The organism is Sporosarcina sp. ACRSM (assembly GCF_022346545.1).
Taxonomy (GTDB): domain Bacteria; phylum Bacillota; class Bacilli; order Bacillales_A; family Planococcaceae; genus Sporosarcina.
The window spans coordinates 36,008-62,035 of the sequence record NZ_JAKRNU010000012.1 but is presented as its reverse complement, the minus strand read 5'-3'; the positions used below and the strand labels follow the sequence as shown (position 1 = coordinate 62,035).

Below are 26,028 nucleotides of genomic sequence, written 5' to 3'. Positions count from 1 at the left end.
TCTGTTTAGCAAAGAGAGGGCACCGGTGGTGAAAGGGCCCGTAAACGATTCTCGGAAAGTCATCCGTGAGCAGTTTCCGTGAACCGACGAATTTCTGAAACGAAATGAGCCAGTAGCGGAAGCCGGTTTGAAGCCGTTATCGAAGTGTGAGGTGCACAATTTTTTTCCTGTGCACGAATAAAGGTGGTACCGCGAACAACTCCTTCGTCCTTTAAGGCGATAGGAGTTTTTTTGTATTCAAGGAGGAGAAAAAAACATGTCTAATGAAAACTTGTCGATGCCGACAAAATATGATCCGCAGTCGATCGAGTCGGGTCGTTACGAATGGTGGCTGAAAGGGAAATTTTTCGAAGCGCAGCCTGAAAGTGATAAGAAACCGTATACCATCGTCATTCCACCACCGAACGTGACGGGGAAATTACACCTCGGGCATGCTTGGGATACGACATTGCAAGATATTTTAATACGTATGAAACGGATGCAAGGATACGATGCATTATGGCTTCCTGGAATGGACCATGCCGGTATCGCTACGCAAGCACGTGTTGAAGCGAAATTGCGTGAAGAAGGCGTTTCCCGTTATGATCTAGGCCGTGAAAAATTTGTTGAAGAAACTTGGAAATGGAAAGAGGAATATGCCGGCCATATCCGTGAGCAATGGGCGAAACTCGGTCTTGGGCTTGATTATTCACGCGAGCGCTTTACGCTTGATAAAGGGCTTTCCAAAGCGGTTCAAGAAGTGTTTGTCAAACTGTACGAAAAAGGCCTCATCTATCGCGGCGAATATATTATCAACTGGGATCCGGCGACGAAAACGGCTTTATCCGATATCGAAGTCATTCACAAAGATGTGCAAGGTGCATTCTATCATATGCGTTATCCACTTACGGATGGCACGGGTAGTATCGAAATTGCGACAACACGTCCGGAAACGATGCTCGGTGATACAGCTGTTGCGGTTCATCCGGAAGATGAGCGCTACAAGCATTTGATCGGAAAAACGGTGAAATTGCCGATTGTAGGTCGTGAAATCCCGATTGTTGCAGATGATTATGTCGATATGGAATTCGGTAGCGGTGCGGTGAAAATTACGCCGGCGCATGACCCGAACGACTTTGAAATCGGGAACCGCCACAATCTCCCACGCATCCTCGTTATGAACGAAGACGGTACGATGAACAATCTTGCCGGCAAATACGAAGGCATGGACCGTTTTGCATGCCGTAAGCAAATTGTCAAAGACTTACAAGAGATGGGCGTTTTATTCGAAATCGAAGACCATCTGCATTCTGTCGGTCACTCCGAGCGTAGTGGTGCAGTTGTCGAGCCGTATCTGTCGACGCAATGGTTCGTAAAAATGCAGCCACTTGCGGATGAAGCGATCAAACTGCAACAGGCAGAAGGAAAAGTCAACTTCGTGCCTGAACGTTTTGAAAAGACGTATTTAAACTGGATGGAAAATATCCACGATTGGTGTATTTCCCGTCAACTTTGGTGGGGCCATCGCATCCCGGCTTGGTATCATAACGAAACAGGCGAAGTGCATGTCGGTCACGAAGCACCTGCGGATATTGAAAATTGGACACAGGATAATGACGTATTGGATACTTGGTTCTCTTCTGCTTTATGGCCATTCTCGACGTTGGGCTGGCCTGATGTGAACAATGAAGAATTCAAACGCTATTACCCGACAGATGCACTCGTAACGGGCTATGACATCATTTTCTTCTGGGTATCCCGAATGATTTTCCAAGGAATCGAATTTACAGAACAACGCCCATTCAAAGATGTCTTGATCCACGGACTCGTTCGTGCGGAAGATGGGCGAAAAATGTCCAAATCCCTCGGAAACGGGGTCGACCCGATGGATGTCATCGATAAATACGGTGCGGACGCACTTCGTTACTTCCTATCGACTGGTTCATCTCCAGGACAGGACTTGCGTTTCTCCAACGAAAAAGTGGAGTCCATTTGGAACTTTGCCAATAAAATCTGGAATGCATCCCGCTTTGCATTGATGAATATGGACGGCATGACATACGATGAAATCGATCTGTCCGGCGAAAAATCAGTAGCCGACGCATGGATTTTGACACGCCTGAACGAAACAATCGAGCAAGTGACGAAACTGGCCGATAAATATGAGTTCGGTGAAGTCGGCCGTGCGCTCTACAATTTCATCTGGGATGATTTCTGTGACTGGTACATTGAAATGGCGAAATTGCCATTGTACGGCGAAGACGAAGCAGCGAAGAAAATGACTCGCTCCGTTCTAGCCTACGTATTAGATCATACGATGCGTCTCCTGCATCCATTCATGCCGTTCATCACGGAAGAAATCTGGCAGAATCTACCGCATGAAGGTGAATCCATCACAGTCGCAGCTTGGCCAGTAGCCGATCCAGCGTTAACGGATGCATCCCGCGCAAGCGATATGAAACTGCTCATGGACATCATCCGTGCCGTACGGAATATCCGCGCAGAAGTGAACACGCCAATGAGCAAAAAAGTGCCATTGTACATTTCCGCAAAAGACGACGCAACCGTCGTCGTCCTAGAAGCGAACCGCAGCTACATCGAACGCTTCTGCAACCCGGAAACACTCACAATCGGCAACGGCATCACAGCACCAGGCAAATCGATGTCCGCCGTCGTCACAGGCGCAGAACTATTCCTGCCGCTTGAAGGCCTGCTCAACATCGACGAAGAAATTGCACGTTTGACAAAAGAACTCGCCAAATGGGAAAGCGAAGTCAAACGCGTCCAAGGCAAACTTTCCAACGAACGCTTCATGTCCAAAGCACCCGAAGCCGTCGTCGAAGAAGAACGCGCCAAAGAAAAGGACTATCTAGAAAAGTACGCAGCAGTTGAGCGTCGTATGCAGGAATTGAAGGAGATTTAAATTTAAAGGAAGAGACCCCGTCACGAAATCGTGACAGGGTCTCTTTTCATATTCAAAATTCCTCACCGAATGTTCAACTTCATTTTAGTAGCGAATTTCCCTATTGTGATAAAATAGACTTGTATAAGAGGATAAAAGGATTACAACATATTAGGTTAGTAGTTTTAAAGATGCATAGATAGGCTCTTATGACTAGTTGTTTTGCATGGAGATAAAACGTCTATATATTACTAATAAAAAGGATGATAGGATTGGGAAAAACCAAACGAAAGAAGGGCACAGGGGAAAATGGATTGACGCTGGTGGAAGTGTTGGCTTCTATTGTGATTTTAACTTTATTATTAACGACTTTTCTCATGCTCTTTTTGCAATCGGCTAAAGTGAATAAGGCATCTGAACATATTATTGATGCTACTTATTTAGCTCAAACTGAAATGGAAAATATATATGCTGTTAGCACGGGTACAACATTTAGCCAAAGAGAAACTGCTATTGAAAGCTTGGCTTATGAGAAAAAAGTAACTGAGGGCATATGGACTGTATTTGAGAAAAGAAATGAAACTACAGATCGATGGGTAAAGGTAAGATTAGCGGATAAGACTGGAACGATGACACGTATAATTGTAGAGGTATATGAAGATCCTAAAAAAATTCTTAGAGCAAAAATGGAAAATGTCCTAGTGTGGAAGGCGGATAAATAATGCACAAGCATCTAAGCAACGAAAAAGGACTCACATTAGTTGAATTACTTGCTGTCCTAGTGACAGGGACTATTATTTTCCTTCTGATTTCAAATGTCCATTTATTCGGTCAAAAACAATATAAAAGTCAGCTGGAAAAAACAGAGCATTTATATGATGTAACATATGCCGCGAAGGTGATTACGCGGGAAATTCGAAAAGCGAATGCGCGTGTAATCGAAAATGTTGATGCAAAGGATAATCATATCAGATTGTCTGATTCAATTGAATACAAATACAACAGCGACACTCAGTCCATAGAAAATAAAGAAGGAACCCCTTTAGTTAAGGATATTAAAAGATTTTATATAAAAAAATCATCTAGTAAAGTGAATATCGAAATTGAAAGTATGACAGGTGAAAAAATTAAAACCGGAATAACGCTGAGAAGGGGTGATTGATTTGCGGTATTATGAAAGTATTGGGTTTTCAATAAAAAATAATCGCGGTTTTACCCTTGTTGGTGTTTTAATGGTACTTGTTGTTTTATCAATTATTGGAGTAAGTATTATTACTGTTGCATCGAACTCATTGAAAATATCTTCGAGCGAACATGATGATCAATCGGTGTTTTATATTGCCGAGGCAGGAGCTACAGATAGGCTCTACAAGATTGAGGGGAATGTAAAACAAGCATTTGAAACGATAAATGATCAGTATAGTAGTTTAAATGCAGTAGAGAAAAGACTTTTTAATTTTGAAGAAAGATTTTATACGGAAGTCAAATCTAAAATGGATACAAAGTTAAAAAAAATGAATGTTTTTGAAATGAGTTTTGGTGAACAGCCACAGGCAGAAGTAATAGTTATTCCAGTAAAAACAGATGGTCCATTAGAATATAAAATTGAATCAACGGGAAATATCGGTCAAAAAACACGTACCGTTATACAGGAAATAATCATTACTTTGGATCCGCCTGAGATTAAAGATCCGCCTAGTAACCCTATAGATTACCCGGAAGGAATAGGAGTTTATATAAAAGAGAATATTTCATTAAATAGTGCGATTATTTCCGGAAATATCGGTATTTTAAATGCTGGCGCTAATAGTATAACTATCGGTGATGGAGGAGTTGTGGGTCCGGGGTGGAGTAAATTTACTGGATCTATTTACGTACCCATTGGATCTGAAGGAATTGCTGTAAAAAAACCAACTTGGATGAGCGGAATTCCTAGTGCTAAAGGAATGGAAATGAGGGGCTTTCCAGGACTTCCAGCTTTCCCAAAGATACCGACATATCCAAGATTAAATGGATATTCTTTTTCGACTAACTTAGGTGGAGATGGATCAAAACTTGCTGGAAATACTTTGATGATACTTAATCAAAATTCATCTTTAGGAACTTTGAAAGTCGGTGGAAGTCACCAATTGATAATTGACGTAGGAGGTACTGATAGGGAACTTGTTTTGGATGAGTTAGATGTTTCGGGTCATGCCGACATTATTATTAAAGGAACAGGGAAGCTAACTTTATATGTGAAAAATAAGTTTACTATAGCTGGCAGCGCGACGTTGAATGCACAGGCACCTAATGGAAAACTTGAAATATACTTTGGAGGCTCGAACCTTCACTTTAATAGTGATACTAGAATTTATGGATCAATATTTGCAGAAAAGGCAAATATTTCAGTAGGAGGTAGTGACGCAATATATGGTAGTATTTTGTCAGGTGGTAGTTCGTTTATTGTAGAAGGCGGTGGGAATATTCAACCATCGTTATATTTTGCTCCAAATGCACATTTTGAAGTGAGAAGTAGTGGGAAAGTTTATGGTGTTATTATAGGGAAGTCGATTAATGTCTCAGGAAATGGAGAAGTACGCTATCAAAAGCCTTTTGAAGACGATTTTGCTTCGGATACAGGGGATAATTCAGGTGAAAACAATACAAGTGGATTTGATAGTTTTCACTTGAAAAAGGGGGATTTAATAGAAAGTGAGTAACTACTGTTCAGTACCAGTGTATAATGTGACGAAGTGCACAGAGACGAATCTAGTAATGAAATTTTAGGTTCTAGGTTCTAAATCGACTCCGATAATTAAGAAACCATGAAGTGCCCATTTCCTAACTAGAAATGAGTGGCAAGAACAGGCACAATCCAAGGCTCGCACATTTCGGTAATTTACGGCATTTGTAGTCCCGTACACAAAGTAAATTCATTTGCCATCCTTCCATACTTTTTGGCATTTTCCGTTGTGTAGTCAGTATTCTAGGTAGACTATAGTTTTGCCGATTGCAAATAGAGTTTTGTAAAATGTCAAACATCCAATGCTTGAAGGAATTGGAAGATAAGTAAACAGGGATGGAATATTTTGAAACGATAATGCAGTATATCTTTAGTGGCGCAAAGGATTTGACAAAAAAGATGTAGAAAAAATCATTAAACAATTTGAAAAGGACTATCCTGAAGGGAGTGAAATAGCGATGACATTAGCTGATATGTGGAGAGAAGAAGGTATGGAAATCGTGGAAACCCAAGCATTAGCCAAAACAACAATTCAATTATTGACAAAAAAAGTTTTATACGGTTCCTAAGGAAATCCAAGAAGGAATTTTCAAGTTGGACAGATCACCAGATCACATTAGAACTTTTAATTGATGAAATTTTGGAAGCTCAAATGGTAGAGGAGATTAAAAAGTATCTTCACTAATGACCATTGTCATAAGCGGTGATACGAATGATAAGCGAGTTGAATAAACCGGCCGAGGAATCCGATGATTCCTCGGCCGGTTTTTCAATAGAATCACACTCGCACATTTTGCCGACACCTGGCATCCTTGCAACCCCTTACACAAAGTAAATCCACTTGCCATCCTTCAATTCCTTATGGCATTTCCCGTCATGCCATAAGTATTCGAGGTGGGCGACCGTTTCTCCGATGGCGAAGCGCGTTTCGTGCACTGTCAAACCGGGGCGGAACAGTCGGTTACATACTTCGTAGACGGTCGATTCGGAACCGATTGCTGCGATGGTCTCTTCCAATCGTTCCTCATGATGTTTCAATAGTTCATTGATTCGATCATTAGCTCCGTAAAACGGTTTTCCGTGTGAAGGGATTACGTAAGCGACATCTAGCTGTTTCATTTCTTTCAGTGAAGTGAGATAGGACTGTAATGGATTGTCATCCCCATGAAACCAATACGAAATATTCGGTGTAATTTTCGGTAAAATATGATCCGCTGACAATAATACGCTTTTTTCAGCATTATAAAAGCAGACCATGCCATCGGAATGTCCGGGTGCGGCAATCACTTCATATTCATAATGACCGATCGGCACTTTTTCATGTTCCGTGAAATAATGATGGATTGTTGGTTGGGGTGTGACAAGTTGCTGAAACTCCGCTGTGTTGCTGACCATTTGAAGCGCAGTTTCGTTCGGAATTCCGGCAGTTTGATAGTTTTGAAAGAGTTTTTGTATATAGGCATCCGTCCAGACTTTAAAACCTGCTTCGGCATCTGTTTTTGTCATGGAAACGCGGGCATTGGTCTTCTGTTGAAGGCCGCCCGCATAGCCGAAATGATCTGGATGGTAATGGGTGATGAATAGGTCTGTCACTTCTTTATCGCGAAGCTGTTCGGCCCAAAGTGCCCTTGTCGGTTCATTGTTCAAGCCGGTATCGATCAGTGTCCAGCCGTTTTCCCCCTCTGCCATAAAACAATTCACATGATTTAGCCGGAAAGGTAAGTCTATTTTGAGTAGCGTTATCCCTAATTGTTCGAGCATGATTTCTCCCCCTTTTAAAAACTATACCAACCTCACTGGTTTCCATCAACTTCCAATCGTTCAATGGATTTGCAACAGCTGTCCGGATTTGGGTTTTGTTAACTTTCTCTTCACATGCTCTATCAATCTCTCCGCCACTGAAAAATCATGTGTCTTGTACAATGATCGCGCGCCGACGGGGTCTTCGATTTCATTCAACAGCCAGCTGCCGTCCGGCAATAAAAGAAAATCAATACCGATGTATTCACTTTTCAAAGCGCGGGCAATCGTTGTCACTTCTTTTTCTTGCCAATTAGACAGAGTGTATTTATCGATAGAGCCGCCAAGTGTGTAATTCGATTTGAATGAGTCGTTTCCAGAACGTTTCACGGCACCGAGCACTTCTTGTCCAAGCATGAAAACCCGGACGTCTGTCGCATTTGATTCGATGTATGGTTGGACGATTATGGAACGTCCTCTAAATTGTGTGAAAAAAGTTCCCGCATCTGCCTCATTGTTGCAAAGCATCACTTCCGTCCCACCATGACCATCGATCGTTTTCAAAACGCAAGGAAACGTATTGATATCGTTCTCAGAGCGCACTTTTTTTGTCGGAACCGCTGGAACGCCTAGCAGGATAGCAAGTTCAAATGTCTTTAATTTATCATTTGCAATGTCGTTTACTTGCGCTCGGTTCACCAAGTGGAAACCGTTCTGTTCGAAAGATACGGCTTTCTCTGGATTTCGATCACGGAATAAAATGAAATCCGCATCGGCATCCGGAAGTTCGTCTTCGACAAGCAAGTGTAAGTCAATCCCGATTTTTTCTGATTCCACCATCAAATCATCAATGAATCCCCGATTCCTCACTAATTCTTCTTTTGCATAATACACATAGCCTTTCATCCGAGTTTCCTCAAAATATAAGCAATCATCGCATCGGCGACATTGACGCCTGTCACATTATATAGATTGCGGATATGGGCGGCTGCGTTCACTTCGCAGACGAGCGGTTCTTCGTTCTCGCCAAACAGCAAGTCCACGCCGGCGAATTCTGCACCGACCGCCTCCGCTGCCCGGACGGCAAGTGCTTTCTGCTCTGCTGTCAGTTCGATCTGTTCAGCAACGCCACCATTTGTAATATTCGCCCGAAAATCCGTTTCCGAATGCCGGTACATCGCCGCGACAATTTCTCCGCCGACGATATTCACGCGGATATCCCGTCCTCTGCTGGAGGCGATGAATTTTTGGAAGACAAAATCCACGCCTCGTAATGCATCCGTTTTCGCATAAAACTGCTCTTCCGTTTCTATTAAATACACTTTCATGCCGAATGATCCATGACCTTCCTTAATGATCATCGGCAATCCAAGGCGCTCCAATACGCGCTCGTAGTAACCGGAATCCTTGATGGTGAATTTCGGATACACTTTCGGGGCGATAAGCGTTTCAGGCATCGGGATGTCATGCTTGGCCAATTCAAGGTATTGTTTCGCTTTATTGTCACAAGTTTCAATCACGGCAGGATCGTTGAATACGGGAATGCCTGCGTTCTTTAAAAACTGTGCAAGTAAAATATCTTTATCGAGAAAGACGATGAAATCGGGCCGCTTTTCCAGTGGGCTCGCCAAGTCCATCATCACTTCATAATTTTTTTTCAGCTCGGCATGGACGCCTACGCGTTCCGCCGCTTCTTTCACTAACTCCGCCTGATCTTTGAATTTATCGCTAATCAGACTGCCATTATAAATCACCCAACAACTGTGCATATAGAAACCTCCGGCCATGATATACTCTTTCTATCTAGATTTTAGCATATGGAGGGAAAGATTTGATTCCGAAATTGGATGAATATAAAGAACGATGGGGAATTATGAGTGATGATTCTATTAAACCGGGATTGAAGGCGATCCAACAGGCGTTGGTGGCTGTCGGCCATCCGGAGAAGAAAGGGCGAATCATCCATGTAGCCGGGACGAACGGCAAAGGGTCGACGATTGCGTTTATGGAGGCGATTTTGAAAGAACGGGGTTTCTCGACAGGTGTTTTTTCATCACCTGCTCTGATCGATATCCATGATCAGATCCGTATCAACGGCGAACCGATTACGAAAGCGGAGCTGAATGAATCGTTCCGAACGATGAAAGAAGCGGGCTTGAGTGGACTGCTGACCAATTTTGAATTGTTGACGGTTGCGGCATTTCTGACATTTGAGCGACTCCAGCCAGATTATGTGCTATTGGAAACGGGCATGGGCGGGAAATCGGATAGTACCAATGTCGTCATGCCGATCGTTTCCGTCATCACATCGATTGCGCTGGACCATACTGCGTTTTTGGGCGATACGATTACGCAAGTGGCAGAGCAGAAAGCAGGCATTATAAAAGAAGGGGTTCCAGTTGTCATCGGCCCTTTGCCGACGGAAGCGCAAGCGGTCGTCCGTCAAGTGGCGAATGGCAAAGAGAGCCCGCTCTACATCTATGGCGAGCATTTCAAGATGGAAGGCAATCGATTCATCAGTGCTGAAACGATCCAGTTAGAAGAAAGGAAGATGAAAGGGGAACATCAAGGAGTGAATGCGGCCGTGGCCATTGAATCATTACGTGTAGCGGGAATTCAACTGAAACAGCGGGCAGTGCAACAAGCCATCGCCACTGTCCAACTTGCCCATCGTTTTGAAGAGATCGCGCCGGGCGTTTTCGTTGATGGCGCTCATAATCCGGCTGCCGCGAACCGATTGGCCGAAACGATCCGTTCGGAATTTCCGGGCGAGAAAGTGGACTTTGTCATTGGAATGTTAAAAGGGAAGGATATCGAGCAGACACTCAATGAACTGATCCCCGTTGCGTCTTCTTTCACGTTTGTATCGTTTTCACATGCAGGCGCGGCATCGGGGGAGGAATTGATGGGCTATTGTCAGCATAAGGTGAAAGAAGTGGTGAACGGAATCAATGAAGCGAAGTTGCTAGATGCAAGTAATGATAGGAAGAAAATAGTCACGGGTTCACTGTATCTGTTATCGGGTATAAGAGACTATTTAAAAGGATGAATGATTCCAATCAGATAACTCGCTACAGTTCTTATACGGTCTATCTTTTCGAATGAATTGATTGGGAGTGACGGATGGCATGAAAAGGGAAAGACGATCTGCTCTATTGCTGACACTTTTATGGCTATTGATCGTGCCGCCAGGTGTAGTCGCGATTTTATGGAATAATCCGCCTGGACAAGTGAACGGTCTCTATATTGCACTGTTTAGCTTAGCTGGGTTTTTCTCTGTCCTCTTCCCAATCATTACAAACTTCTATGATCATTCAAGGAAACTGAATCGTGATTTGCAGCGGGCGGTGCAAGTAGGAGGGAGATTGTCCGCTTTGCTCACTGAAGAAAAGGTGATCGATCAGTTTATGGTTGAAACGTCAGGATTTTTCAAAACAGACTACGCGTATTTATTCGACCATCAAGATGGATGGTTGGAATTAATCCGTTCTTACGAGCAAGGGCGATTTGTCGATAACAATTTTGCAAATATGGCAGCGGGTCGAGGAATTGCAGGAATGGTTCTTGAATGGAAGCAGCCGGTCAATTATCACAAGCGCAACAAATGGGAAACACTATCGAAAGGGTATTCGCCGGATGATATGCAAAGCGTCATTTGTGTACCAATTAGCCGTAATCAGAAGATCGAAACGGTTGTTTTATTGGCTAGCAAAAAGAAATTCGCCTTTAAACATTATCAGTTAAAAATTTTGGATATCCTCTGCACTTATTTTACGGTGAATGTTGAAAAGGCACGCTATATGGAAGAGGCGATGACGAAAAGCGAACGTTGCGCGTTGACGAAGCTATATAATTACCGGCATCTCGATGCATGTTTGGAGCAAGAGGTATCCCGTTTGCGGACCGGGGAAATTTCGAAGTTATCTGTGATCATATTGGACATCGATCATTTCAAATCGATCAATGATACGTACGGACATCAAAGTGGCAATGACTTATTGATTGCGCTGGCTGCCATTCTTCAAACCTATGTGTTTCCTGGTACGACGGTTGCCCGTTATGGTGGCGAAGAGTTTGTCTTCGTTTTGCCGGATATCGGAGCGATGGATGCGGTGGACATGGCGGAAATGTTAAGGCGTGAAGTGGCGTCCACGACGTTTCGGATTGTTTCCGATCTCAGCGAAACGCGTGAACCGTTGGATATACGAATGACTATCAGTCTTGGCGTTGCAACGGTGTCTGAAGATGTCGAAGATGCCAAAGGATTATTACGGAATGCGGATCGTGCGTTGTATATGGGCGGAAAGCGGGCGGGACGCAATCGAGTTGGCGTGTATGGATATGAACAAATGCGACAGGTTTGAGTTTGATGAAATAGGGAATGGACATGGAAGACCGGTTTAGCGGTCTTTTTATTTTGTTGGTAAATGAATAGTGACAAATAGATGAGAATTTATGATAATAGTAATAGGATCACATTCTTTTGTACATAATAGAGTATCATTATCTAAGGATTCTAGTTCATTAGTCTTGTTGTTAGGGTTAAATCTTCATAGAAAGGAAGACAGAAGTTTGAAATACCTCATATTATGTTTGGCTGCGGTGATCGTCTTTCCTTTGTTATTCATTCTTATGAAGCGTCACAAAGTTGAAAAATGGGTGTTAACAGCCAGTGTTTCCGGGTTTCTTATTGCGCTAGTCGGCCTATTGATGCAGAACTTATTCGAACTCATTTCGATTGTCGCTGTACTATTCGGGCTCGTTTTCCTCATAACGGTCTTATTGGATAAGCGGATGAAGAAAACGGCAAATGGCAATCAAGTGAATCGTTCGACCGCATCAGATTTGAGGCAAAAAGTGGGCATGGAGGAAGTGGCGGTCACAACAGAAGCGAAAGAGGAAAATACGCTTCAGCGAATTGAGGAAGATTTGGCGCGTTGGATAGTTGCAGAACAGCCTGGTAGGAAAGAAGGAGAAGGGCGGCACTCGAATGGGGAATAAAGGAATTTTGAATACATTTATCGCAGTTTTGGCAGCTACGCTATTTTTTTACGGCATATCCACGTTTGGAGCACTCGCTTTCAGCCAAGCTTCGACTACGTTTTTTGATGACCAGACGTATGTCGGTCCGTATGATATTTCCAACCAGAAAGAGCGGGAGGCGGCGGAAAAGCTCACAACCGGCTTTAATGAGTTGCAGTCGGCGTTCTCCGTTAATTTGGCATATCAGGACGCGGTTGTCGCGTTGCCGGAGGAATTGGTTCGACTGGATGCCGAGCAAACGATAGAACGGGCAAAATCGGGAGAAGAAAATCCGATTGTGGCGATCGTGTCCGTTGATGGGTTGCGTACAGTTTTGAGGCAACAGTTTGCATCTGTTGAGGTCGATGAAGACAGTCTCCGCTCCATTGCTACAGGCATTGAAAAAGAGCTTGGGGCGGGCATCATGCCACTTACCGTATACATAACCGATTATATGGAATACCCAGAATGGAAAGAGGAGGAAATCGCTTCTTCATCGCTGGTCGTGCAAAATCCGTCGCGTTCGCTACAACAGTTGATCCGTGCATTGGATGGCACTGAAATGGACTCGTTTTCTTCTTTTTCATTGCTGGATAAAATGCAAGAGGAAGGGGTCAGACCGGTTGCAGATGAGGAACTGACGTTGTTGGCCTCTACTTTATATGCCTTAGTCTTGCAGACGAACTTTGAAGTAGACGAAAGAAGTATCGGAAATCGATTATCGCCTGCTGTTGAGCCGGGGTTCGAAGCGGCGATCAATCAGTCGCTCGGGGTGAATTTCGGCTTTACGAATCCGAATAAATCGGCGTTTACATTGCATGTTACGTTAACAGGCAACACGATTCATACGTCATTGACGGGCATGCCTTTGCTTTATGAATATACACCCTATACGACAGGGAAAGAAACGTATCAACCGAAAACGGTCCGTCAATTTAGCGCATTCATACCAGCTGGGCAAGTCCGTGTGGAAGACGAGGGGAAAGAAGGAATAGAAGTATCCGTAAGCCGATTGATTGCCTACGGAGGTGTGGAATTGGCGGATGAATGGATTTCTTCGGATTTCTATGCACCGCAGCCTCGAATCGAACTGCATGCGTTGGAAAAAGATCACCAACAAGATGCTGATAACCCACCTGATGGAATCGAGAATCCAGAAGAAAACGGACCATCTTCCGAATCCGATCAATTGGGAGGCGCTCCGGATAAGGAAAACGATAGCGAACCGACGGAAGAAGTTCAATACGACAAAGGCGGAAACATCATTAACTGAAAGAGGGATGTGCGTTGGCAACCACAAGAAAAAGACTCGGTGATTTGCTTGTCGAGTCGGGTCTGATAACGGATGCACAGCTCCAATCGGCGCTTGCAGACAAACCGCGTGATCAAAAACTTGGTGATTTACTGCTGCAACGTGGGTATATTACAGAACAGCAATTGATTGAAGTGCTGGAGTTCCAGTTGGGGATTCCGCATGTCAATTTGTTCAGATATCCTTTCGATCCGAAACTGTTCAACGTTGTGCCGAAGGAATTCGCGAAACGCAATTTACTTGTGCCGTTGAAAGTGGAAAGCGATCGATTGTTTGTGGCGATGTCCGATCCGATGGACTATATAACGGTCGATGATTTGCGTCTGTCGACGGGCTTTCATATTGAAACGGCCATTGCGTCCAAAGACGACATCTTGCGGACGATATCCAAATACTATGATGAAGAGTCGTTTGATGAACTTTTCATCGAGCAGACAACGAATCAAGCAGAGCCGCAAGATGAATTGACGGATTTGGATTCGCCGGTCGTACGTTTGGTCAATCAGCTTATGTCCTCGGCGGTCACTCAAAAGGCGAGTGATATCCATTTCGATCCACAAGAGCATCAAGTCGTCATTCGCTTCCGAATTGATGGCTTGTTGAAGACGGAGCGGTATTTGCCGAAGCATATGCAAGGGATGATCGGTGCACGTATCAAAATCATGGCGAACCTCGATATTACGGAACATCGTGTACCGCAAGATGGCCGCATTAAAACGCAAGTCGATTTCCGCCCGATCGATTTGCGGGTGTCGACATTGCCGACGGTTTTCGGCGAGAAGATCGTCATGCGTATTCTAGATTTGAGCAGTTCCTTGAATGATATGACGAAGCTCGGTTTTAACCGGCTCAATTTGGAGCGGTTTCAAGAGCAGATCAAAAAGCCGAATGGCATCGTCCTGATTTCCGGTCCGACTGGTTCCGGAAAATCTTCGACGCTTTACGCAGCGCTTAATCAGTTGAATCAAGAAGAAGTGAATATTATCACAGTTGAAGACCCGGTTGAATACCAGCTCGAAGGGGTCAATCAAATACAAGTGAACCCGAATGTCGGCTTGACCTTCGCGGCAGGTCTCCGGGCGATTTTGAGACAGGATCCCGATGTCGTCATGGTCGGGGAAATCCGAGACCGGGAAACGGTTGAAATCGCCATCCGAGCTTCATTAACAGGCCATCTCGTGCTTAGTACGATCCATACGAATGATTCCATCGCTTCCGTTACGAGATTATTGGATATGGGAGTCGAACCGTTTCTCGTCACATCATCTTTGAATGCGGTTATCGCCCAAAGGTTGATTCGCCGGGTGTGCCGTGACTGCGGGCGGGAGATGGAGGCATCTGGGCGTGAAAAGGAGATTTTTGCAAAACGGGGGCTCGCTATCGAGAAGGTTATTCGCGGGAAGGGCTGTCCCGCATGCAATATGACGGGATACCGCGGACGGATTGCGATCCATGAAGTACTCGTATTGGATGATGCGATGCGGGAAGTCATTCACAATGGCGGCTCTTCTGCGGATTTAAGGGAAATTGCCATTCGCAATAAGACGGTGTTCTTGATTGATGATGGCTTATTGAAAGTGAAACAAGGGATTACGACGACAGAAGAAGTGTTGCGCGTCGCCTTGATCGAATAGGAGTTTTGTAGATGAAAATGAAGATTGATGAGCTGCTTTTTGCGGCGTCCCAATTGAAGGCGTCTGACGTTCATTTGACAGTAGGCGTGCCGCCGATATTCCGCATTCATGGGAATTTGAAGCGGTACGGGGAAGAGACAGTCGATGTCGCATTCACGCAAGCGGTCGCCGAGTGGACGATCCCCGAAAAAATGTATCCGGATTTCGTCGCGCAAGGCCAAATCGATTATTCCTATGAAGTGCAAGGGGCCGCGCGCTTCCGGGTAAACGCGTTTCAACAACGCGGTGCAGTGTCGCTCGCTTTCCGGACGATCCCGACAGTCATTCCGACTATTGACGATCTGCAATTGCCGGAGACATTGAAATCTTTAGCCGCTACCCCACAAGGACTCGTTCTTGTGACAGGGCCTACAGGATCGGGGAAGTCGACGACGCTTGCCTCGATGATTAACTATATGAACGAAAATATGCGGAAACATATCATTACATTGGAAGATCCGATCGAGTATATGCATCAGCATGGTAGATCCATCATCGATCAGCGGGAAATCGGTTTCGATACACATTCTTTTGCAGACGGCTTGCGGGCAGCGCTTCGGCAGGACCCTGATGTCATTCTTGTCGGGGAGATGCGGGATCTGGAGACGATTTCGACGGCGATTACAGCAGCGGAAACGGGCCATCTTGTCTTGGCGACATTGCATACGTGGAGCGCCGCCTCTACGATTGACCGGATCATCGATGTTTTTCCACATGGGCAGCAGTCACAAATCCGTGTCCAACTTGCGGGCGTCTTGACTTCGGTCATCTCTCAGCGTCTTTTCCAGACGGCGGATCGGCAAGGGAGAAGGGCGGCAACCGAATTGATGATCAACAATGCGGCCATCTCCAATTTGATCCGCAGCGAAAAAATACACCAGATCCCGAATGTCATTCAGACGAACCGGGCGGCAGGCATGCATATGATGGCTTCCTCCGTGCAAAGCTTTCTCGATCAAGGGATCATCACGTATGAAACGGCTAGACCGTACCTTGAAGGTGTTGACTGACAATGGCGAGATACAAATATGAAGGCCGGGATGCCCGCTCCATCAGAACCGGCGTCATCGTTGCGGCGGATAAACGGGAAGCGGCGATGAAACTCAAAAGCCAAGGCATCCGTGTGAAGAATTTGACGGAACAAGCGGAAACGACATGGACAAAAGAGATTGTCATCGGAAAGCCGGTGAAACGGGATCAGTTCATCATGTTTTTACGGCAATTTTCCACGTTGTTGCGGGCGGGTGTGACAATACTTGATGCGATCCGGATCCTCTCTTTGCAAGTGGAGTCGAAACCGTTCAAACGAATTCTTGTTACCGTTCATGATGATTTGCGGGGTGGTGGATCGTTATCAGAAGCTCTTGCGAAACATCCGAAAGCGTTCGAACCGCTCGTCGTCAATTTAATTCGGGCGGGTGAAATGTCCGGGACGATCGATGACTCACTCGATCGCCTTGCCGAACATTATGAAAAAGCGCATCTGTTGAGACAGAAAGTCGTTTCTGCATTATCCTATCCAATCATTGTCGGAATACTGTCTATCGGCGTGGTCATCTTTTTATTGACGACGATCGTCCCGATGTTTGTCGATATGTTTGCCAGTTTCGGAGGGGAGCTTCCTTGGCTGACGCGCTTTGTCATTAATGCCAGTGATTTTGCCTTACACTATTGGTATGTGTTTATTATTTTTGTAGCTCTTATCGTGCTTGGTATCTGGATGCTACGCAGGAATCGGGAAGGCAAGTACTTGCTGGATCGTTTTCTATTACGGCTTCCGATTTTCGGTGACATTATGAAAAAATCCGTTCTTGCAACGATGACGAGGACATTGAGCTCATTGTTCTCCAGCTCGGTCCCAATTTTGCAGGCGATGACGATGACGGAGAAAGTCGTGGAAAACGAAGTCATTTCACGGGTCATGGCTAAATCGAGAAGCTCATTGGAGCGGGGCGGATCGTTGACGGAGCCGATGCATGGGCATTGGGCCTTTCCACCGCTTATTCCCCATATGATCGCTATCGGTGAACAGACCGGGTCATTGGATGCCATGTTGGCCAAAGTCGCCGATTTTTACGAAAAAGAAGTGGAAGCCGCAACCGAACGCTTAAAAGCACTAATCGAACCTTTGATGATTGTCCTTTTGGCAGGGTTAGTAGGGACTATAGTCCTTTCTATTTTAATGCCGATGTTTGAAATCTTCAATGATATAGACGGATTGTAAGGGAGAATTTCAATTTATAGTAAAAAATACGGATAGTTTTAAGCTTTCCTAGTTTCATATTTCAATAGATTAGGTATAATTGTATTGAAACACTATTAGAAGAATGAATAATTAGGAGGAATAGGAAATGAAAAAATGGTTACAAAAACGATTGAAAAACGAGAAAGGTTTAACACTCGTTGAGCTATTGGCGGTTATTGTTATTTTGGGGATTATTGCGGCGATTGCAGTGCCTGCGATTGGAAATGTTATTAGTAATACGAAAGATAAAGCGATTTTGGCAGACGCATCAAGTATACTAACAGGTGCGAAATTGGCTATGATAGATGGGGCTTGTACAAGTGATACAAGCTGTGTACAAACAGACTTAACGGGGTTTGTTGAGGGGATAGATAGTACTGCCACATATTCTGTTTCTAAAACTGGGGATGTATGGTCAGTCACATATTCCGAATTTGCAAACATAAAAAATGTTAGATTATCTGAAAATATAAGCAGTAATACTTCGACAGAAGAAAATTTGAATACTTTAATGGGAAATAAATAATAATGAAGTTTATATAGTATAATTTCAGAAATAGCAAACATGTTTTAAGGAGTTGACCCCATGTCCCTATTCACTCGCCGCAAGCGTACGGCATCTTTGACAATTGAAGAAGAGGCGATCCGGTTTGTCCGGCTGAAAACGGCGGATCCACTCGTGATCGATGTTGCGGAGGAAGTGCCTCTTCCTCCGGGTGTTGTTGTCGAAGGGAAGATTGTCGATGCGGAGACACTTGCGATGATTTTGGACGGGGTTGTGAAGGAGTGGGGAATTGCTAGACGATCCGTCCAGTTCCTCGCGCCGGATCAATATGTCATTATCCGAAAGGTGCCGTATCCCGATGATCTCTTGGAAGACGAATTGAAAGGGCATTTTTTTATCGAAATCGGCTCGACGCTTTATTTGCCTTTCGATGATCCTGTCTTTGATGTTGTGCCATACATACCGAATACTGAAACGAATGAAGCGATCCTGATCGCCTCGAAAGAAAGTGTCTTGAATGGTTATGAAAAGGTTTTAGAAGACGTGAAATTGGATCCAATCATTGCAGATATTGCACCGCTTGCTTTGTATCGGCTCGCTTTTACACAATATCCTTTAACAGGAGAAGAGCATGTCCTGCTTGCGGATTTACACGAGGACAAGCTGACCGTCTCCATTTTTCATGCGCATTATCCGCTTTTCATGCGGCCTGTGGAACTGGAAAACTCGGCGGATTTGGCCGTCGTTACAACGATACAGGAACAGCGTGTAACCCCGACGACAATCGTGATGGAGCTGGAAAAGCTGATCAATTTTTACCGTTATAATCTATGGAACGGTACGGCGGGTATCACCCATCTGTTCGTTAATGGCGAGTATGCGAATATGGAAGCATTACTCACCCTGATCCGAGGGCAGTTGTCGATCGAGGCGATGCCGCTGTTGAAAGAACCTTTGCAACTCGCGACAGGTGATGCAATTCCGGCAAGATTCAACCGGACGATTGGACTGGCGCTGAAAGAGGTGAAGTGAAGCAATGTTAGTCGATATCAATCTATTGCCCGAAAAAGAGAGGGAGCGCTCTTCGCTTCTTGTGGCTGCACTGGCAATAATCGGTGCAGCTGTTCTTTTTTGGGTTGTTTTTTTCATGATCACGAATAATCTTACAAAAGAGACGGTGACGTTGGAACAACAGCTGGAATCCGTGCAAGCGAGCCAGGAAGCGATTCGATCGGATATCCGCCGCTCTGAATCAGAGGACTCGAAAAAACAGCTCGCGCTTACTGTCGAATGGGCAGAAGCGTATCAATACGATACGGTCCCGTTATTGCATGATCTGATCCAGCTGTTGCCGAAACGGGGTTTTTTCCAATCTTTTGATTTCACAAGCCCTCATTTGGCGTCGGTCGTTGTCCAATTCGATACGAAGCCAGATGCCGCTTATTATTTTGCAAGATTGGAAGCATCGTCTTCCATTTCGAATGTTACATTGGAATCGGTAACCGTTGCAGATGATTCGGAGGGGGGCAATGCTACGGATCTATTGCCGCGTTATATCGCGACCTATTCACTAGAATTTGTCGATGATCGATCCATTACGGAAGAGGATGTAAGTGAGGAAACGGAAGAAGGAGGGATGCTGGATGACTAGTTTGACCAAACGCCAAAAAGAAATGATTCTGATCTTCCTTTCTTCTATTTTCTTCCTTGCGCTTTCGGCGTATACCTATTTCAACGTCTATGCCCCGGTGAAAGAGCAAAATGAACAGGTGAAAAATATGTTGTCCAGTGAGCGAGAAGTGTTGTTTGCCTTACGAAAACAACAAGCGGCAAGCGGTCAAACAGATACATCTAGTTCACAGTCCTTACAGCGCAAAGTTCCCGTCAAGCCATTGGAAGAGGCTGTCTTACTGGAAATCACCAAGGCTGAAATTAAATCGGAGAGCGCTGTGCACGACATCCGTTTTACACCGGAGGAATTTGTCCCAACAAATGCATCCGAACAAGTCGAGCGTGCTCATCGGCTCTCGACAGAAGTGCATTTAGAAGCGGATTCCTATTTGGAAGTCGAGCGGTTTATCGAGGAGATCGAACAGATGGACCGAATTTTGATCGTCGATGCCATCCATTTCACGGCGCCGGAAGAAGTCCGCGACGAATCGACAAATGAGGATTCCATGCAAATGACCATCACGTTTAGTGCATTTTATCGCCCGGATCTCGTCGACTTGCAGCGCGAAGTCCCGAAAATCGATGCGCCTCCTTCTGAAGGGAAATACGATCCAACGCCATTCAATGAGGGTATAAAAAGGGGGACTGATTCATGACCATCTTCTATTTAATGTTATTTTTCCTTTACGGCATCGTCTTCGGCTCTTTTTTCAATGTTGTCGGATTGCGTGTGCCGAAAAAGGAATCGATCGTTTCGCCGCCCTCCCATTGCACGACTTGTAACCGAAAATTAGGAGCGCTCGATCTCGTCCCGATTTTTTCGTATGTTTTCTTGAAAGGGAAATGCAGGGGATGCGGGTCGAAAATTAGTCCGCTGTATCCATTTATGGAATTTGTGACTGGGGGCTTATTTGCCTTGTCTTACTATCAGCTTGGGTTTTCCGCGGAGCTGGTTGTAGCTCTCCTCTTCATGTCCCTTCTTGTCATCATTACGGTGTCGGATATTGCGTATATGCTCATCCCTGATAAAGTGCTGCTGCCGTTCGCTGTGCTACTGTTTGTCATTCGGCTGTTCGTTCCGTTGGGGCCATGGTGGGACAGCATCGTAGGGGCTGTTGTGGGCTTTCTGGTGTTGTTTCTCATTGCGGTCGTATCGAAGGGCGGTATGGGCGGCGGAGATATTAAATTGTTTTTCGTCATCGGTCTCGTGCTCGGGACAATGCAAACGCTCGTCACTTTATTTTTAGCTGCGCTCATCGGTTCTATTGTAGGGGTAATTGTATTGAAACGCACTGGACAAGGGCGCAAGACGCCGGTCGCATTCGGTCCATCGATTGCTGTAGCGGCTGTCATCGCCTATTTCTGGGGTGCCCATCTTGTCGGATGGTATGGCAATTTACTTTTTTGAGTCGAAAAATTTCTTTGGACAAGGCGACAGACGTCTTGTTCTTTTTCATGTCCACTCTGTTACGGTTATAGGAAAAGCGCAGCGCCTGGAAGGGAAATAGAGGATGGGCAATCGGTTTGCTTCCCCATCCGGGTGTGAAAGCTAGATAGAAAACGGGGTGGTCAGCAATGAAATTTGGAAGACGTTATTCGAAAGTGACAGTCCTCATGGCGATGCTCCACGGGGTCTTGATCGGGGTTGCGGGAGTTGCCGTCATCGGCTTATTGCTTATGGGGATGAAAGGGAAGGATGGCTCTGTGGCCGGCAGTGAGGAAGTGCCGACTGCTGGTCCGGCTCCCGCTCAAGTTTCAGCGCCGGACGCTGAAAAGCCTGTGCGTTTATTTGCGAAACAGCATGGTGTCTTTACGTCCGCGGACGCTGCATCGCAATTTATCGCGGAAGATCCGTCCTTGGCGAAAGCGGCCGTCATGCAAGTCGGTGAACAATATTATGTATGGACAGCGGTCGGCTTGCGGGAAAGCGATATTGACCCGAGCGAGAGCGAAGGTACTTTCCGCAAAGCGTTCACTGCTGAACTAGCTACTTGCGGCGCGGATGGTGCCGGTAAATTGTGGGAAGTGTTGAATGGAACAGAATTGAGTCAAATTAAAAATTTGGCGACTGTTCAAGATGGTGAAAGCGATGATGAGAAAGTGCAGGAGTTCAAAAAGAATATTACCGCCATTACGGCGTTTTCGAATGATTTGCATGTGGTGAAACTTCATCTGTTATCCCATTATTCTTCTCCGGACAACTGTGTGAAAATTACATTTTAACGACAGGAAATGTTCTGAATTGAAATTATGGCGATTTCGGAACAATTTTCACATCCCTCTTGTTCCGGTATGATGGAGGAAAGGAGGAATGTAACATGAATTTTAGTAGTGTGAAACCGATCATTTTGGCATCCGCTTCACCGCGTCGGCAAGAATTGCTCCAATTGCTCGGCTTGCCGTTTACGGTTGTGCCAAGTGATGTTTCGGAAGAGATGGAAGTGGAAAACGGCGATTTCGCCGCCTATGCCGAAGCGCTTGCTTTACGAAAAACGGAGGCGGTTGCGCGGCGCTATGAGGGGCATATCGTGATCGGAGCCGATACGATCGTTGTGCACGAAGGGAAAGTATATCCGAAGCCCACCGATCACGAACAAGCGAAGACTTTTTTAAAAACTTTTTCGGGCAAGACCCATCAAGTGATTACGGGTGTCTGTGTCGCTCTCGAAGGGGAATTTCACGGTTTTTCTGCTGAAACGCAAGTGACCTTCCGAACGCTCGATGATCGGCTACTGGATGCCTATATCGCTTCTGGCGATCCGATGGACAAGGCTGGCGCCTATGGTATTCAAACGGCGGGAGCACTGCTTGTCGAACAAATAGAGGGTGATTATTATAACGTGGTCGGCTTGCCGATTGCCAAGCTAACCGAATGGTTGCGTGGACAGGGATGGATTGCATTGGAAGCAGGTGAAGCGTCCGTTGATCACTGAACTTCACTCGAACATGATGATTCGTGATGTCCACATTGCGGACAGGCCGCGTGAAAGATTGATGACGCAAGGTGCGGGAAGCTTATCCAATCAGGAACTGATTGCCATCCTTCTGCGTACTGGGACGAAAGAAGAGTCGGTTCTCGTATTGGCGAACCGTCTCCTTTCTTCGTTCGATAAAATACAAGATTTAAAAGACGCGACGATCGAAGAATTGATGGCCGTTAAAGGGATTGGCAAAGCGAAAGCCGTTCAAATTTTAGCGGCGGTGGAAATCGGTAAGCGGCTCTATCGAAAGAATACATGGGGAAAATATACCATAAGATCTCCGGAAGATGCCGCTGCTTATTTAATGACAGATATGACATCATTGAGCCAAGAACATTTCGTGGTTCTTTTTTTGAATGTCAAAAATGAAGTGCTGCACAAGCAAACGGTTTTTATTGGTAGTTTAAATTCCAGTATTGTCCACCCGAGGGAAATTTTCAGAGAAGCTGTCAAACGCTCAGCCGCCTCCATTGTCGTTGCGCATAATCATCCTTCCGGCAACCCTGCACCATCTCCAGAAGATATTGAAGTGACGAAAAGATTGATAGAAGCGGGCTTGATCATGGGTATCGAGTTATTGGATCATTTGATCATCGGAGATCACAAGTTCATCAGTTTAAAAGAAAAAGGCTACATTTAATATTCTGAAATCATACGTCGAATGGCATGAAAAATAAATGAGTATATAGGTGATACTGTAATTTTGTTCTTCTATCCGTTATACTATGGTGTATGATTTGATGAAGGCCGTAATTGAGCGGTTATGGAGAAAGGAAGAACTATCTTGTTTGGATTTGGATCGAGAGATGTCGGGATTGACCTCGGCACAGCAAATACATTAGTGTTCATTAAAGGGAAGGGCATCGTCCTGAGAGAGCCTTCCGTAGTAGCTAAAAACACACATACGGGCGAAATTGTCGCAGTCGGTAGTGCGGCGAAAAATATGATCGGTCGTACACCAGGTTCGATTGTAGCGACACGACCGATGAAAGATGGTGTCATTGCAGACTTTGAAATCACGACGGCAATGATTGAACATTATATGAAAGAAGCGATGAAAGCGGCTGGCGGTTCATTTAAAAAGCCGAATGTGATGATCTGTGTGCCATACGGCATAACGTCGGTCGAACAACGTGCGGTCACGGATGCATCCCGTCAAGCGGGAGCTAGAGATGCTTTTACAATCGAAGAGCCATTCGCGGCTGCTATCGGTGCAAATCTTCCAGTCTGGGAACCTACCGGGAGCATGGTCGTCGATATAGGTGGGGGTACGACAGAAGTCGCTGTCATTTCACTCGGTGGTATCGTAACAAGCGAATCGATCCGTGTCGGCGGTGACACGATGGATCATGCGATCATTACGTATATTCGCAAAACTTACAATCTCACAATCGGTGAACGGACAGCCGAAGCGATTAAAATTGAAATCGGCTCCGCTAAAGCGACTGCGAAGTCTGAGAAAATGGAAATTCGCGGACGAGATCTATTAACAGGCTTGCCGAAAACGATTGAAATTTCATCGGACGAAATTGTGGATGCTTTACGTGAGTCGATTACACAAATCATCGACGGAGTAAAGAAAACACTTGAAACGACTCCTCCTGAACTGTCTTCTGACGTCATGGAGCGGGGAATCGTCCTAACGGGCGGCGGGGCGTTGCTCCAGAATCTCGATAAAATCATTTCAGATGAAACGAATATGCCTGTTTTCATCGCGGAAGATCCGCTTGATTGCGTGGCAATCGGTACTGGCAAAGCATTGGATAATTTTGATTTGATTAAAAAAATGCAGTCTAGATAATTGAGGGAGGATACGGGCAATGCCGCGATTTTTTTCAAATAAACGTTTGATTTTACTGCTCGTGGGCGTTATCGTTCTCGTTGCATTAATTTCATTCTCTTTCAAGGACCGGCACAATGCCTCGCTTCCCGAACAAATTGTAAAAGATGTCGTCGGCTTCGGCCAATCGTTGTTTTCGAAGCCGGCACATTTCGTGATGGACATCATCGGGAATATAGATGGACTATTGAATACATATGAGGAAAACAAACAATTAAAATCAAGGCTGAGCGAATTTGCCTCTACACAAGCCGAGCTCATCGATGTGAAATCCGAAAATAAGCGCTTGCTTGAAATCATCGGTAAGAAAGAAGATTTACGTGAATACGAACCGATCCAAGCGACGGTCATCTCTCGGAACCCGGATCAGTGGGAAGAGAAGATCATTATCGATAAAGGCGAAGTACATGGCATTGAGCGGAATATGGCGGTTATCACCGCAAATGGCTTAATCGGCAAAGTGGTCCTCGTTACCAAATTCACATCCACGGTCGAACTGCTGTCGACAGAAAATCGCAATTTCCGGGTCGCTTCTGTGATTCCAGAGGAGAACGGAAAGAAAGCGGCCTTCGGTTTGATAGAAGGATATGATCATAAGCGCGGCGAACTGATCATGAAGCGGATCGACTCCAGCATCGATGTGGAAGTCGGGCAGAAAGTCATCTCGTCAGGGCTCGGGGGGATTTTCCCGAGAGGCTTGCTGATTGGAGAAGTGACAGAAGTGTCAACGGATGATTATGGGTTGACGAAGTTGGCCTATATCCGTCCGGCAGCGGACTTTGCTGTGCTGGATCATGTCATGATTGCCAAACGGACTTCGACGCCCGATCGAACAGGGACAGACGGTGACGGGACTTCAGGCACTGAGGGGGAGGGTGGATCATGATCCGATTCATCATCCCTCTTATTGCCGTCATGCTGTTTTTCTTGGAGCCTGCTTTCAGTTTGTTCTCGCCTATTGAAATCGGTGGAGAGCGGTATACGCTTGTTCCGCGTTTTGTCATTGTCTATCTCATTTTCATGGCAATCTATATCAATCGGCGGCAGGCAATCATCTATGGAATCGTACTCGGACTCTTGTATGATATGTTCCACATTGATATTATTGGATTATATGCATTTCTTTACCCATCCATCTGTTTCATCGCAGCATTGATCATTCGTCAAATCCATCGTCATATCGGGACGGCAATGATGCTCGCCTTATTTTTGATCGTCGTGTTAGAGATACTCTCTTACTTTTTTGCGAGTCTACTATCACTGACATCCATCGGTTTTAATGAATTTATTACCGGTAGGCTGGCTCCGACCATGATTGCGAATTCAATATTTGTCGGAATGTTCGGCTGGTTCTTCAAAAATCTGATTTATAAAAGAGTTTTACAGGGACAGGGTGAATCTTTGTGAAAGATAGTGAATTCGGGGTGACGCAA

25 protein-coding genes and 1 other annotated feature (1 of these 26 running past the window's edge) are annotated in these 26,028 nt (G+C 45.2%); of the genes, 22 read left to right on the top strand and 3 right to left on the bottom strand.

Going from position 1 to position 26,028, the window contains the following annotated elements; genetic code table 11:
- Window positions 1–215, top strand: a binding site (T-box leader) (it extends 30 nt beyond the left edge of the window).
- 41 nt (window positions 216–256) lie between these two features.
- From MHZ95_RS17205 to MHZ95_RS17190, 4 genes are all read left to right on the top strand, one after another.
- A complete protein-coding gene (locus tag MHZ95_RS17205; RefSeq protein WP_239392024.1) occupies window positions 257–2,902 on the top strand; it encodes a valine--tRNA ligase in 2,646 nt (881 codons plus the stop codon).
- A 251-nt stretch (window positions 2,903–3,153) separates the two neighbouring features.
- Window positions 3,154–3,603, top strand: a complete 450-nt coding sequence (locus MHZ95_RS17200) for a hypothetical protein (protein WP_239392023.1) — start codon at window positions 3,154–3,156, stop codon at window positions 3,601–3,603.
- Window positions 3,603–4,043, top strand: a complete 441-nt coding sequence (locus tag MHZ95_RS17195; protein WP_239392022.1) for a PilW family protein — start codon at window positions 3,603–3,605, stop codon at window positions 4,041–4,043. The genes MHZ95_RS17200 and MHZ95_RS17195 overlap by 1 nt, the downstream gene beginning before the upstream one ends.
- A 1-nt stretch (window position 4,044) precedes the next feature.
- Window positions 4,045–5,583 carry a pilus assembly PilX N-terminal domain-containing protein gene (locus tag MHZ95_RS17190; protein WP_239392021.1) on the top strand — a complete coding sequence of 513 codons (1,539 nt, stop codon included), beginning with the start codon at window positions 4,045–4,047 and terminating at the stop codon, window positions 5,581–5,583.
- Between the two features lie 845 nt (window positions 5,584–6,428).
- On the opposite strand, the gene MHZ95_RS17185 is transcribed toward MHZ95_RS17190, so the two are convergent.
- Genes MHZ95_RS17185 through MHZ95_RS17175 form a run of 3 tightly spaced genes read right to left on the bottom strand, consistent with a single transcriptional unit; the run spans window position 6,429 to window position 9,115 of the window.
- Window positions 6,429–7,367, bottom strand: coding sequence for an MBL fold metallo-hydrolase (locus MHZ95_RS17185; protein WP_239392020.1), 939 nt, complete (start codon window positions 7,365–7,367; stop codon window positions 6,429–6,431).
- 60 nt (window positions 7,368–7,427) lie between these two features.
- A complete protein-coding gene (locus MHZ95_RS17180; protein WP_239392019.1) occupies window positions 7,428–8,252 on the bottom strand; it encodes an ATP-grasp domain-containing protein in 825 nt (274 codons plus the stop codon).
- A complete protein-coding gene (locus MHZ95_RS17175) occupies window positions 8,249–9,115 on the bottom strand; it encodes an ATP-grasp domain-containing protein (RefSeq protein WP_239392018.1) in 867 nt (288 codons plus the stop codon). Before MHZ95_RS17175 ends, MHZ95_RS17180 begins: the two co-directional genes overlap by 4 nt.
- A gap of 62 nt (window positions 9,116–9,177) precedes the next feature.
- Between MHZ95_RS17175 and MHZ95_RS17170 the strand changes: the two genes are divergently transcribed.
- From MHZ95_RS17170 to mreD, 18 genes are all read left to right on the top strand, one after another.
- Window positions 9,178–10,395, top strand: coding sequence for a bifunctional folylpolyglutamate synthase/dihydrofolate synthase (locus tag MHZ95_RS17170; protein ID WP_239392017.1), 1,218 nt, complete (start codon window positions 9,178–9,180; stop codon window positions 10,393–10,395).
- A gap of 79 nt (window positions 10,396–10,474) precedes the next feature.
- Window positions 10,475–11,710 carry a GGDEF domain-containing protein gene (locus MHZ95_RS17165; protein ID WP_239392016.1) on the top strand — a complete coding sequence of 412 codons (1,236 nt, stop codon included), beginning with the start codon at window positions 10,475–10,477 and terminating at the stop codon, window positions 11,708–11,710.
- 208 nt (window positions 11,711–11,918) lie between these two features.
- Window positions 11,919–12,347 carry a hypothetical protein gene (locus tag MHZ95_RS17160; protein WP_239392015.1) on the top strand — a complete coding sequence of 143 codons (429 nt, stop codon included), beginning with the start codon at window positions 11,919–11,921 and terminating at the stop codon, window positions 12,345–12,347.
- The gene (locus MHZ95_RS17155) at window positions 12,337–13,641 is read left to right on the top strand and encodes a G5 domain-containing protein (RefSeq protein WP_239392014.1); all 1,305 of its coding nucleotides are present in this window, start codon (window positions 12,337–12,339) and stop codon (window positions 13,639–13,641) included. The genes MHZ95_RS17160 and MHZ95_RS17155 overlap by 11 nt, the downstream gene beginning before the upstream one ends.
- A 14-nt stretch (window positions 13,642–13,655) precedes the next feature.
- The gene (locus MHZ95_RS17150; protein WP_239392013.1) at window positions 13,656–15,314 is read left to right on the top strand and encodes a GspE/PulE family protein; all 1,659 of its coding nucleotides are present in this window, start codon (window positions 13,656–13,658) and stop codon (window positions 15,312–15,314) included.
- A gap of 11 nt (window positions 15,315–15,325) precedes the next feature.
- Entirely contained in the window at window positions 15,326–16,363 is a 1,038-nt protein-coding gene (locus MHZ95_RS17145; RefSeq protein ID WP_239392012.1) for a type IV pilus twitching motility protein PilT, read from the top strand.
- Between the two features lie 2 nt (window positions 16,364–16,365).
- Window positions 16,366–17,577 (top strand): type II secretion system F family protein, encoded by a 1,212-nt coding sequence (locus tag MHZ95_RS17140; protein ID WP_239392011.1) that lies wholly within the window; start codon window positions 16,366–16,368, stop codon window positions 17,575–17,577.
- 127 nt (window positions 17,578–17,704) lie between these two features.
- Complete coding sequence (locus tag MHZ95_RS17135; protein ID WP_239392010.1) at window positions 17,705–18,124, top strand: prepilin-type N-terminal cleavage/methylation domain-containing protein; 420 nt, start codon at window positions 17,705–17,707, stop codon at window positions 18,122–18,124.
- Between the two features lie 60 nt (window positions 18,125–18,184).
- Window positions 18,185–19,135 carry a type IV pilus biogenesis protein PilM gene (gene pilM, locus MHZ95_RS17130; RefSeq protein WP_239392009.1) on the top strand — a complete coding sequence of 317 codons (951 nt, stop codon included), beginning with the start codon at window positions 18,185–18,187 and terminating at the stop codon, window positions 19,133–19,135.
- 4 nt (window positions 19,136–19,139) lie between these two features.
- Window positions 19,140–19,754, top strand: coding sequence for a PilN domain-containing protein (locus tag MHZ95_RS17125; RefSeq protein WP_239392008.1), 615 nt, complete (start codon window positions 19,140–19,142; stop codon window positions 19,752–19,754).
- The gene (locus tag MHZ95_RS17120) at window positions 19,747–20,430 is read left to right on the top strand and encodes a pilus assembly protein PilO (protein ID WP_239392007.1); all 684 of its coding nucleotides are present in this window, start codon (window positions 19,747–19,749) and stop codon (window positions 20,428–20,430) included. Before MHZ95_RS17125 ends, MHZ95_RS17120 begins: the two co-directional genes overlap by 8 nt.
- Window positions 20,427–21,182, top strand: coding sequence for a prepilin peptidase (locus MHZ95_RS17115; protein ID WP_239392006.1), 756 nt, complete (start codon window positions 20,427–20,429; stop codon window positions 21,180–21,182). The genes MHZ95_RS17120 and MHZ95_RS17115 overlap by 4 nt, the downstream gene beginning before the upstream one ends.
- Before the next feature lie 167 nt (window positions 21,183–21,349).
- The gene (locus MHZ95_RS17110) at window positions 21,350–21,997 is read left to right on the top strand and encodes a hypothetical protein (RefSeq protein WP_239392005.1); all 648 of its coding nucleotides are present in this window, start codon (window positions 21,350–21,352) and stop codon (window positions 21,995–21,997) included.
- Window positions 21,998–22,092: 95 nt separating this feature from the next.
- Window positions 22,093–22,707, top strand: coding sequence for a Maf family protein (locus MHZ95_RS17105; protein ID WP_239392004.1), 615 nt, complete (start codon window positions 22,093–22,095; stop codon window positions 22,705–22,707).
- 13 nt (window positions 22,708–22,720) lie between these two features.
- A complete protein-coding gene (gene radC / locus MHZ95_RS17100; RefSeq protein WP_370643098.1) occupies window positions 22,721–23,395 on the top strand; it encodes a RadC family protein in 675 nt (224 codons plus the stop codon).
- A 144-nt stretch (window positions 23,396–23,539) separates the two neighbouring features.
- Window positions 23,540–24,556, top strand: coding sequence for a rod shape-determining protein (locus tag MHZ95_RS17095; protein WP_239392003.1), 1,017 nt, complete (start codon window positions 23,540–23,542; stop codon window positions 24,554–24,556).
- Window positions 24,557–24,575: 19 nt separating this feature from the next.
- Window positions 24,576–25,481 carry a rod shape-determining protein MreC gene (gene mreC, locus MHZ95_RS17090; RefSeq protein ID WP_239392002.1) on the top strand — a complete coding sequence of 302 codons (906 nt, stop codon included), beginning with the start codon at window positions 24,576–24,578 and terminating at the stop codon, window positions 25,479–25,481.
- Window positions 25,478–26,002 carry a rod shape-determining protein MreD gene (mreD, locus tag MHZ95_RS17085; protein WP_239392001.1) on the top strand — a complete coding sequence of 175 codons (525 nt, stop codon included), beginning with the start codon at window positions 25,478–25,480 and terminating at the stop codon, window positions 26,000–26,002. Before mreC ends, mreD begins: the two co-directional genes overlap by 4 nt.
- Window positions 26,003–26,028: the final 26 nt, after the last annotated feature.

Excerpts from the sequence above, each read along its gene's own strand:
- MHZ95_RS17205 (WP_239392024.1), top strand. The coding sequence starts at position 257 with ATGTCTAATGAAAACTTGTCGATGCCGACAAAATATGATCCGCAGTCG.
- MHZ95_RS17195 (WP_239392022.1), top strand. The coding sequence starts at position 3,603 with ATGCACAAGCATCTAAGCAACGAAAAAGGACTCACATTAGTTGAATTA.
- MHZ95_RS17185 (WP_239392020.1), bottom strand. The coding sequence starts at position 7,367 with ATGCTCGAACAATTAGGGATAACGCTACTCAAAATAGACTTACCTTTC.
- MHZ95_RS17180 (WP_239392019.1), bottom strand. The coding sequence starts at position 8,252 with ATGAAAGGCTATGTGTATTATGCAAAAGAAGAATTAGTGAGGAATCGG.
- MHZ95_RS17175 (WP_239392018.1), bottom strand. The coding sequence starts at position 9,115 with ATGCACAGTTGTTGGGTGATTTATAATGGCAGTCTGATTAGCGATAAA.
- MHZ95_RS17165 (WP_239392016.1), top strand. The coding sequence starts at position 10,475 with ATGAAAAGGGAAAGACGATCTGCTCTATTGCTGACACTTTTATGGCTA.
- MHZ95_RS17155 (WP_239392014.1), top strand. The coding sequence starts at position 12,337 with ATGGGGAATAAAGGAATTTTGAATACATTTATCGCAGTTTTGGCAGCT.
- MHZ95_RS17145 (WP_239392012.1), top strand. The coding sequence starts at position 15,326 with ATGAAAATGAAGATTGATGAGCTGCTTTTTGCGGCGTCCCAATTGAAG.
- MHZ95_RS17140 (WP_239392011.1), top strand. The coding sequence starts at position 16,366 with ATGGCGAGATACAAATATGAAGGCCGGGATGCCCGCTCCATCAGAACC.
- MHZ95_RS17135 (WP_239392010.1), top strand. The coding sequence starts at position 17,705 with ATGAAAAAATGGTTACAAAAACGATTGAAAAACGAGAAAGGTTTAACA.
- pilM (WP_239392009.1), top strand. The coding sequence starts at position 18,185 with ATGTCCCTATTCACTCGCCGCAAGCGTACGGCATCTTTGACAATTGAA.
- MHZ95_RS17125 (WP_239392008.1), top strand. The coding sequence starts at position 19,140 with ATGTTAGTCGATATCAATCTATTGCCCGAAAAAGAGAGGGAGCGCTCT.
- MHZ95_RS17120 (WP_239392007.1), top strand. The coding sequence starts at position 19,747 with ATGACTAGTTTGACCAAACGCCAAAAAGAAATGATTCTGATCTTCCTT.
- MHZ95_RS17115 (WP_239392006.1), top strand. The coding sequence starts at position 20,427 with ATGACCATCTTCTATTTAATGTTATTTTTCCTTTACGGCATCGTCTTC.
- MHZ95_RS17110 (WP_239392005.1), top strand. The coding sequence starts at position 21,350 with ATGAAATTTGGAAGACGTTATTCGAAAGTGACAGTCCTCATGGCGATG.
- MHZ95_RS17105 (WP_239392004.1), top strand. The coding sequence starts at position 22,093 with ATGAATTTTAGTAGTGTGAAACCGATCATTTTGGCATCCGCTTCACCG.
- radC (WP_370643098.1), top strand. The coding sequence starts at position 22,721 with ATGATGATTCGTGATGTCCACATTGCGGACAGGCCGCGTGAAAGATTG.
- mreC (WP_239392002.1), top strand. The coding sequence starts at position 24,576 with ATGCCGCGATTTTTTTCAAATAAACGTTTGATTTTACTGCTCGTGGGC.
- mreD (WP_239392001.1), top strand. The coding sequence starts at position 25,478 with ATGATCCGATTCATCATCCCTCTTATTGCCGTCATGCTGTTTTTCTTG.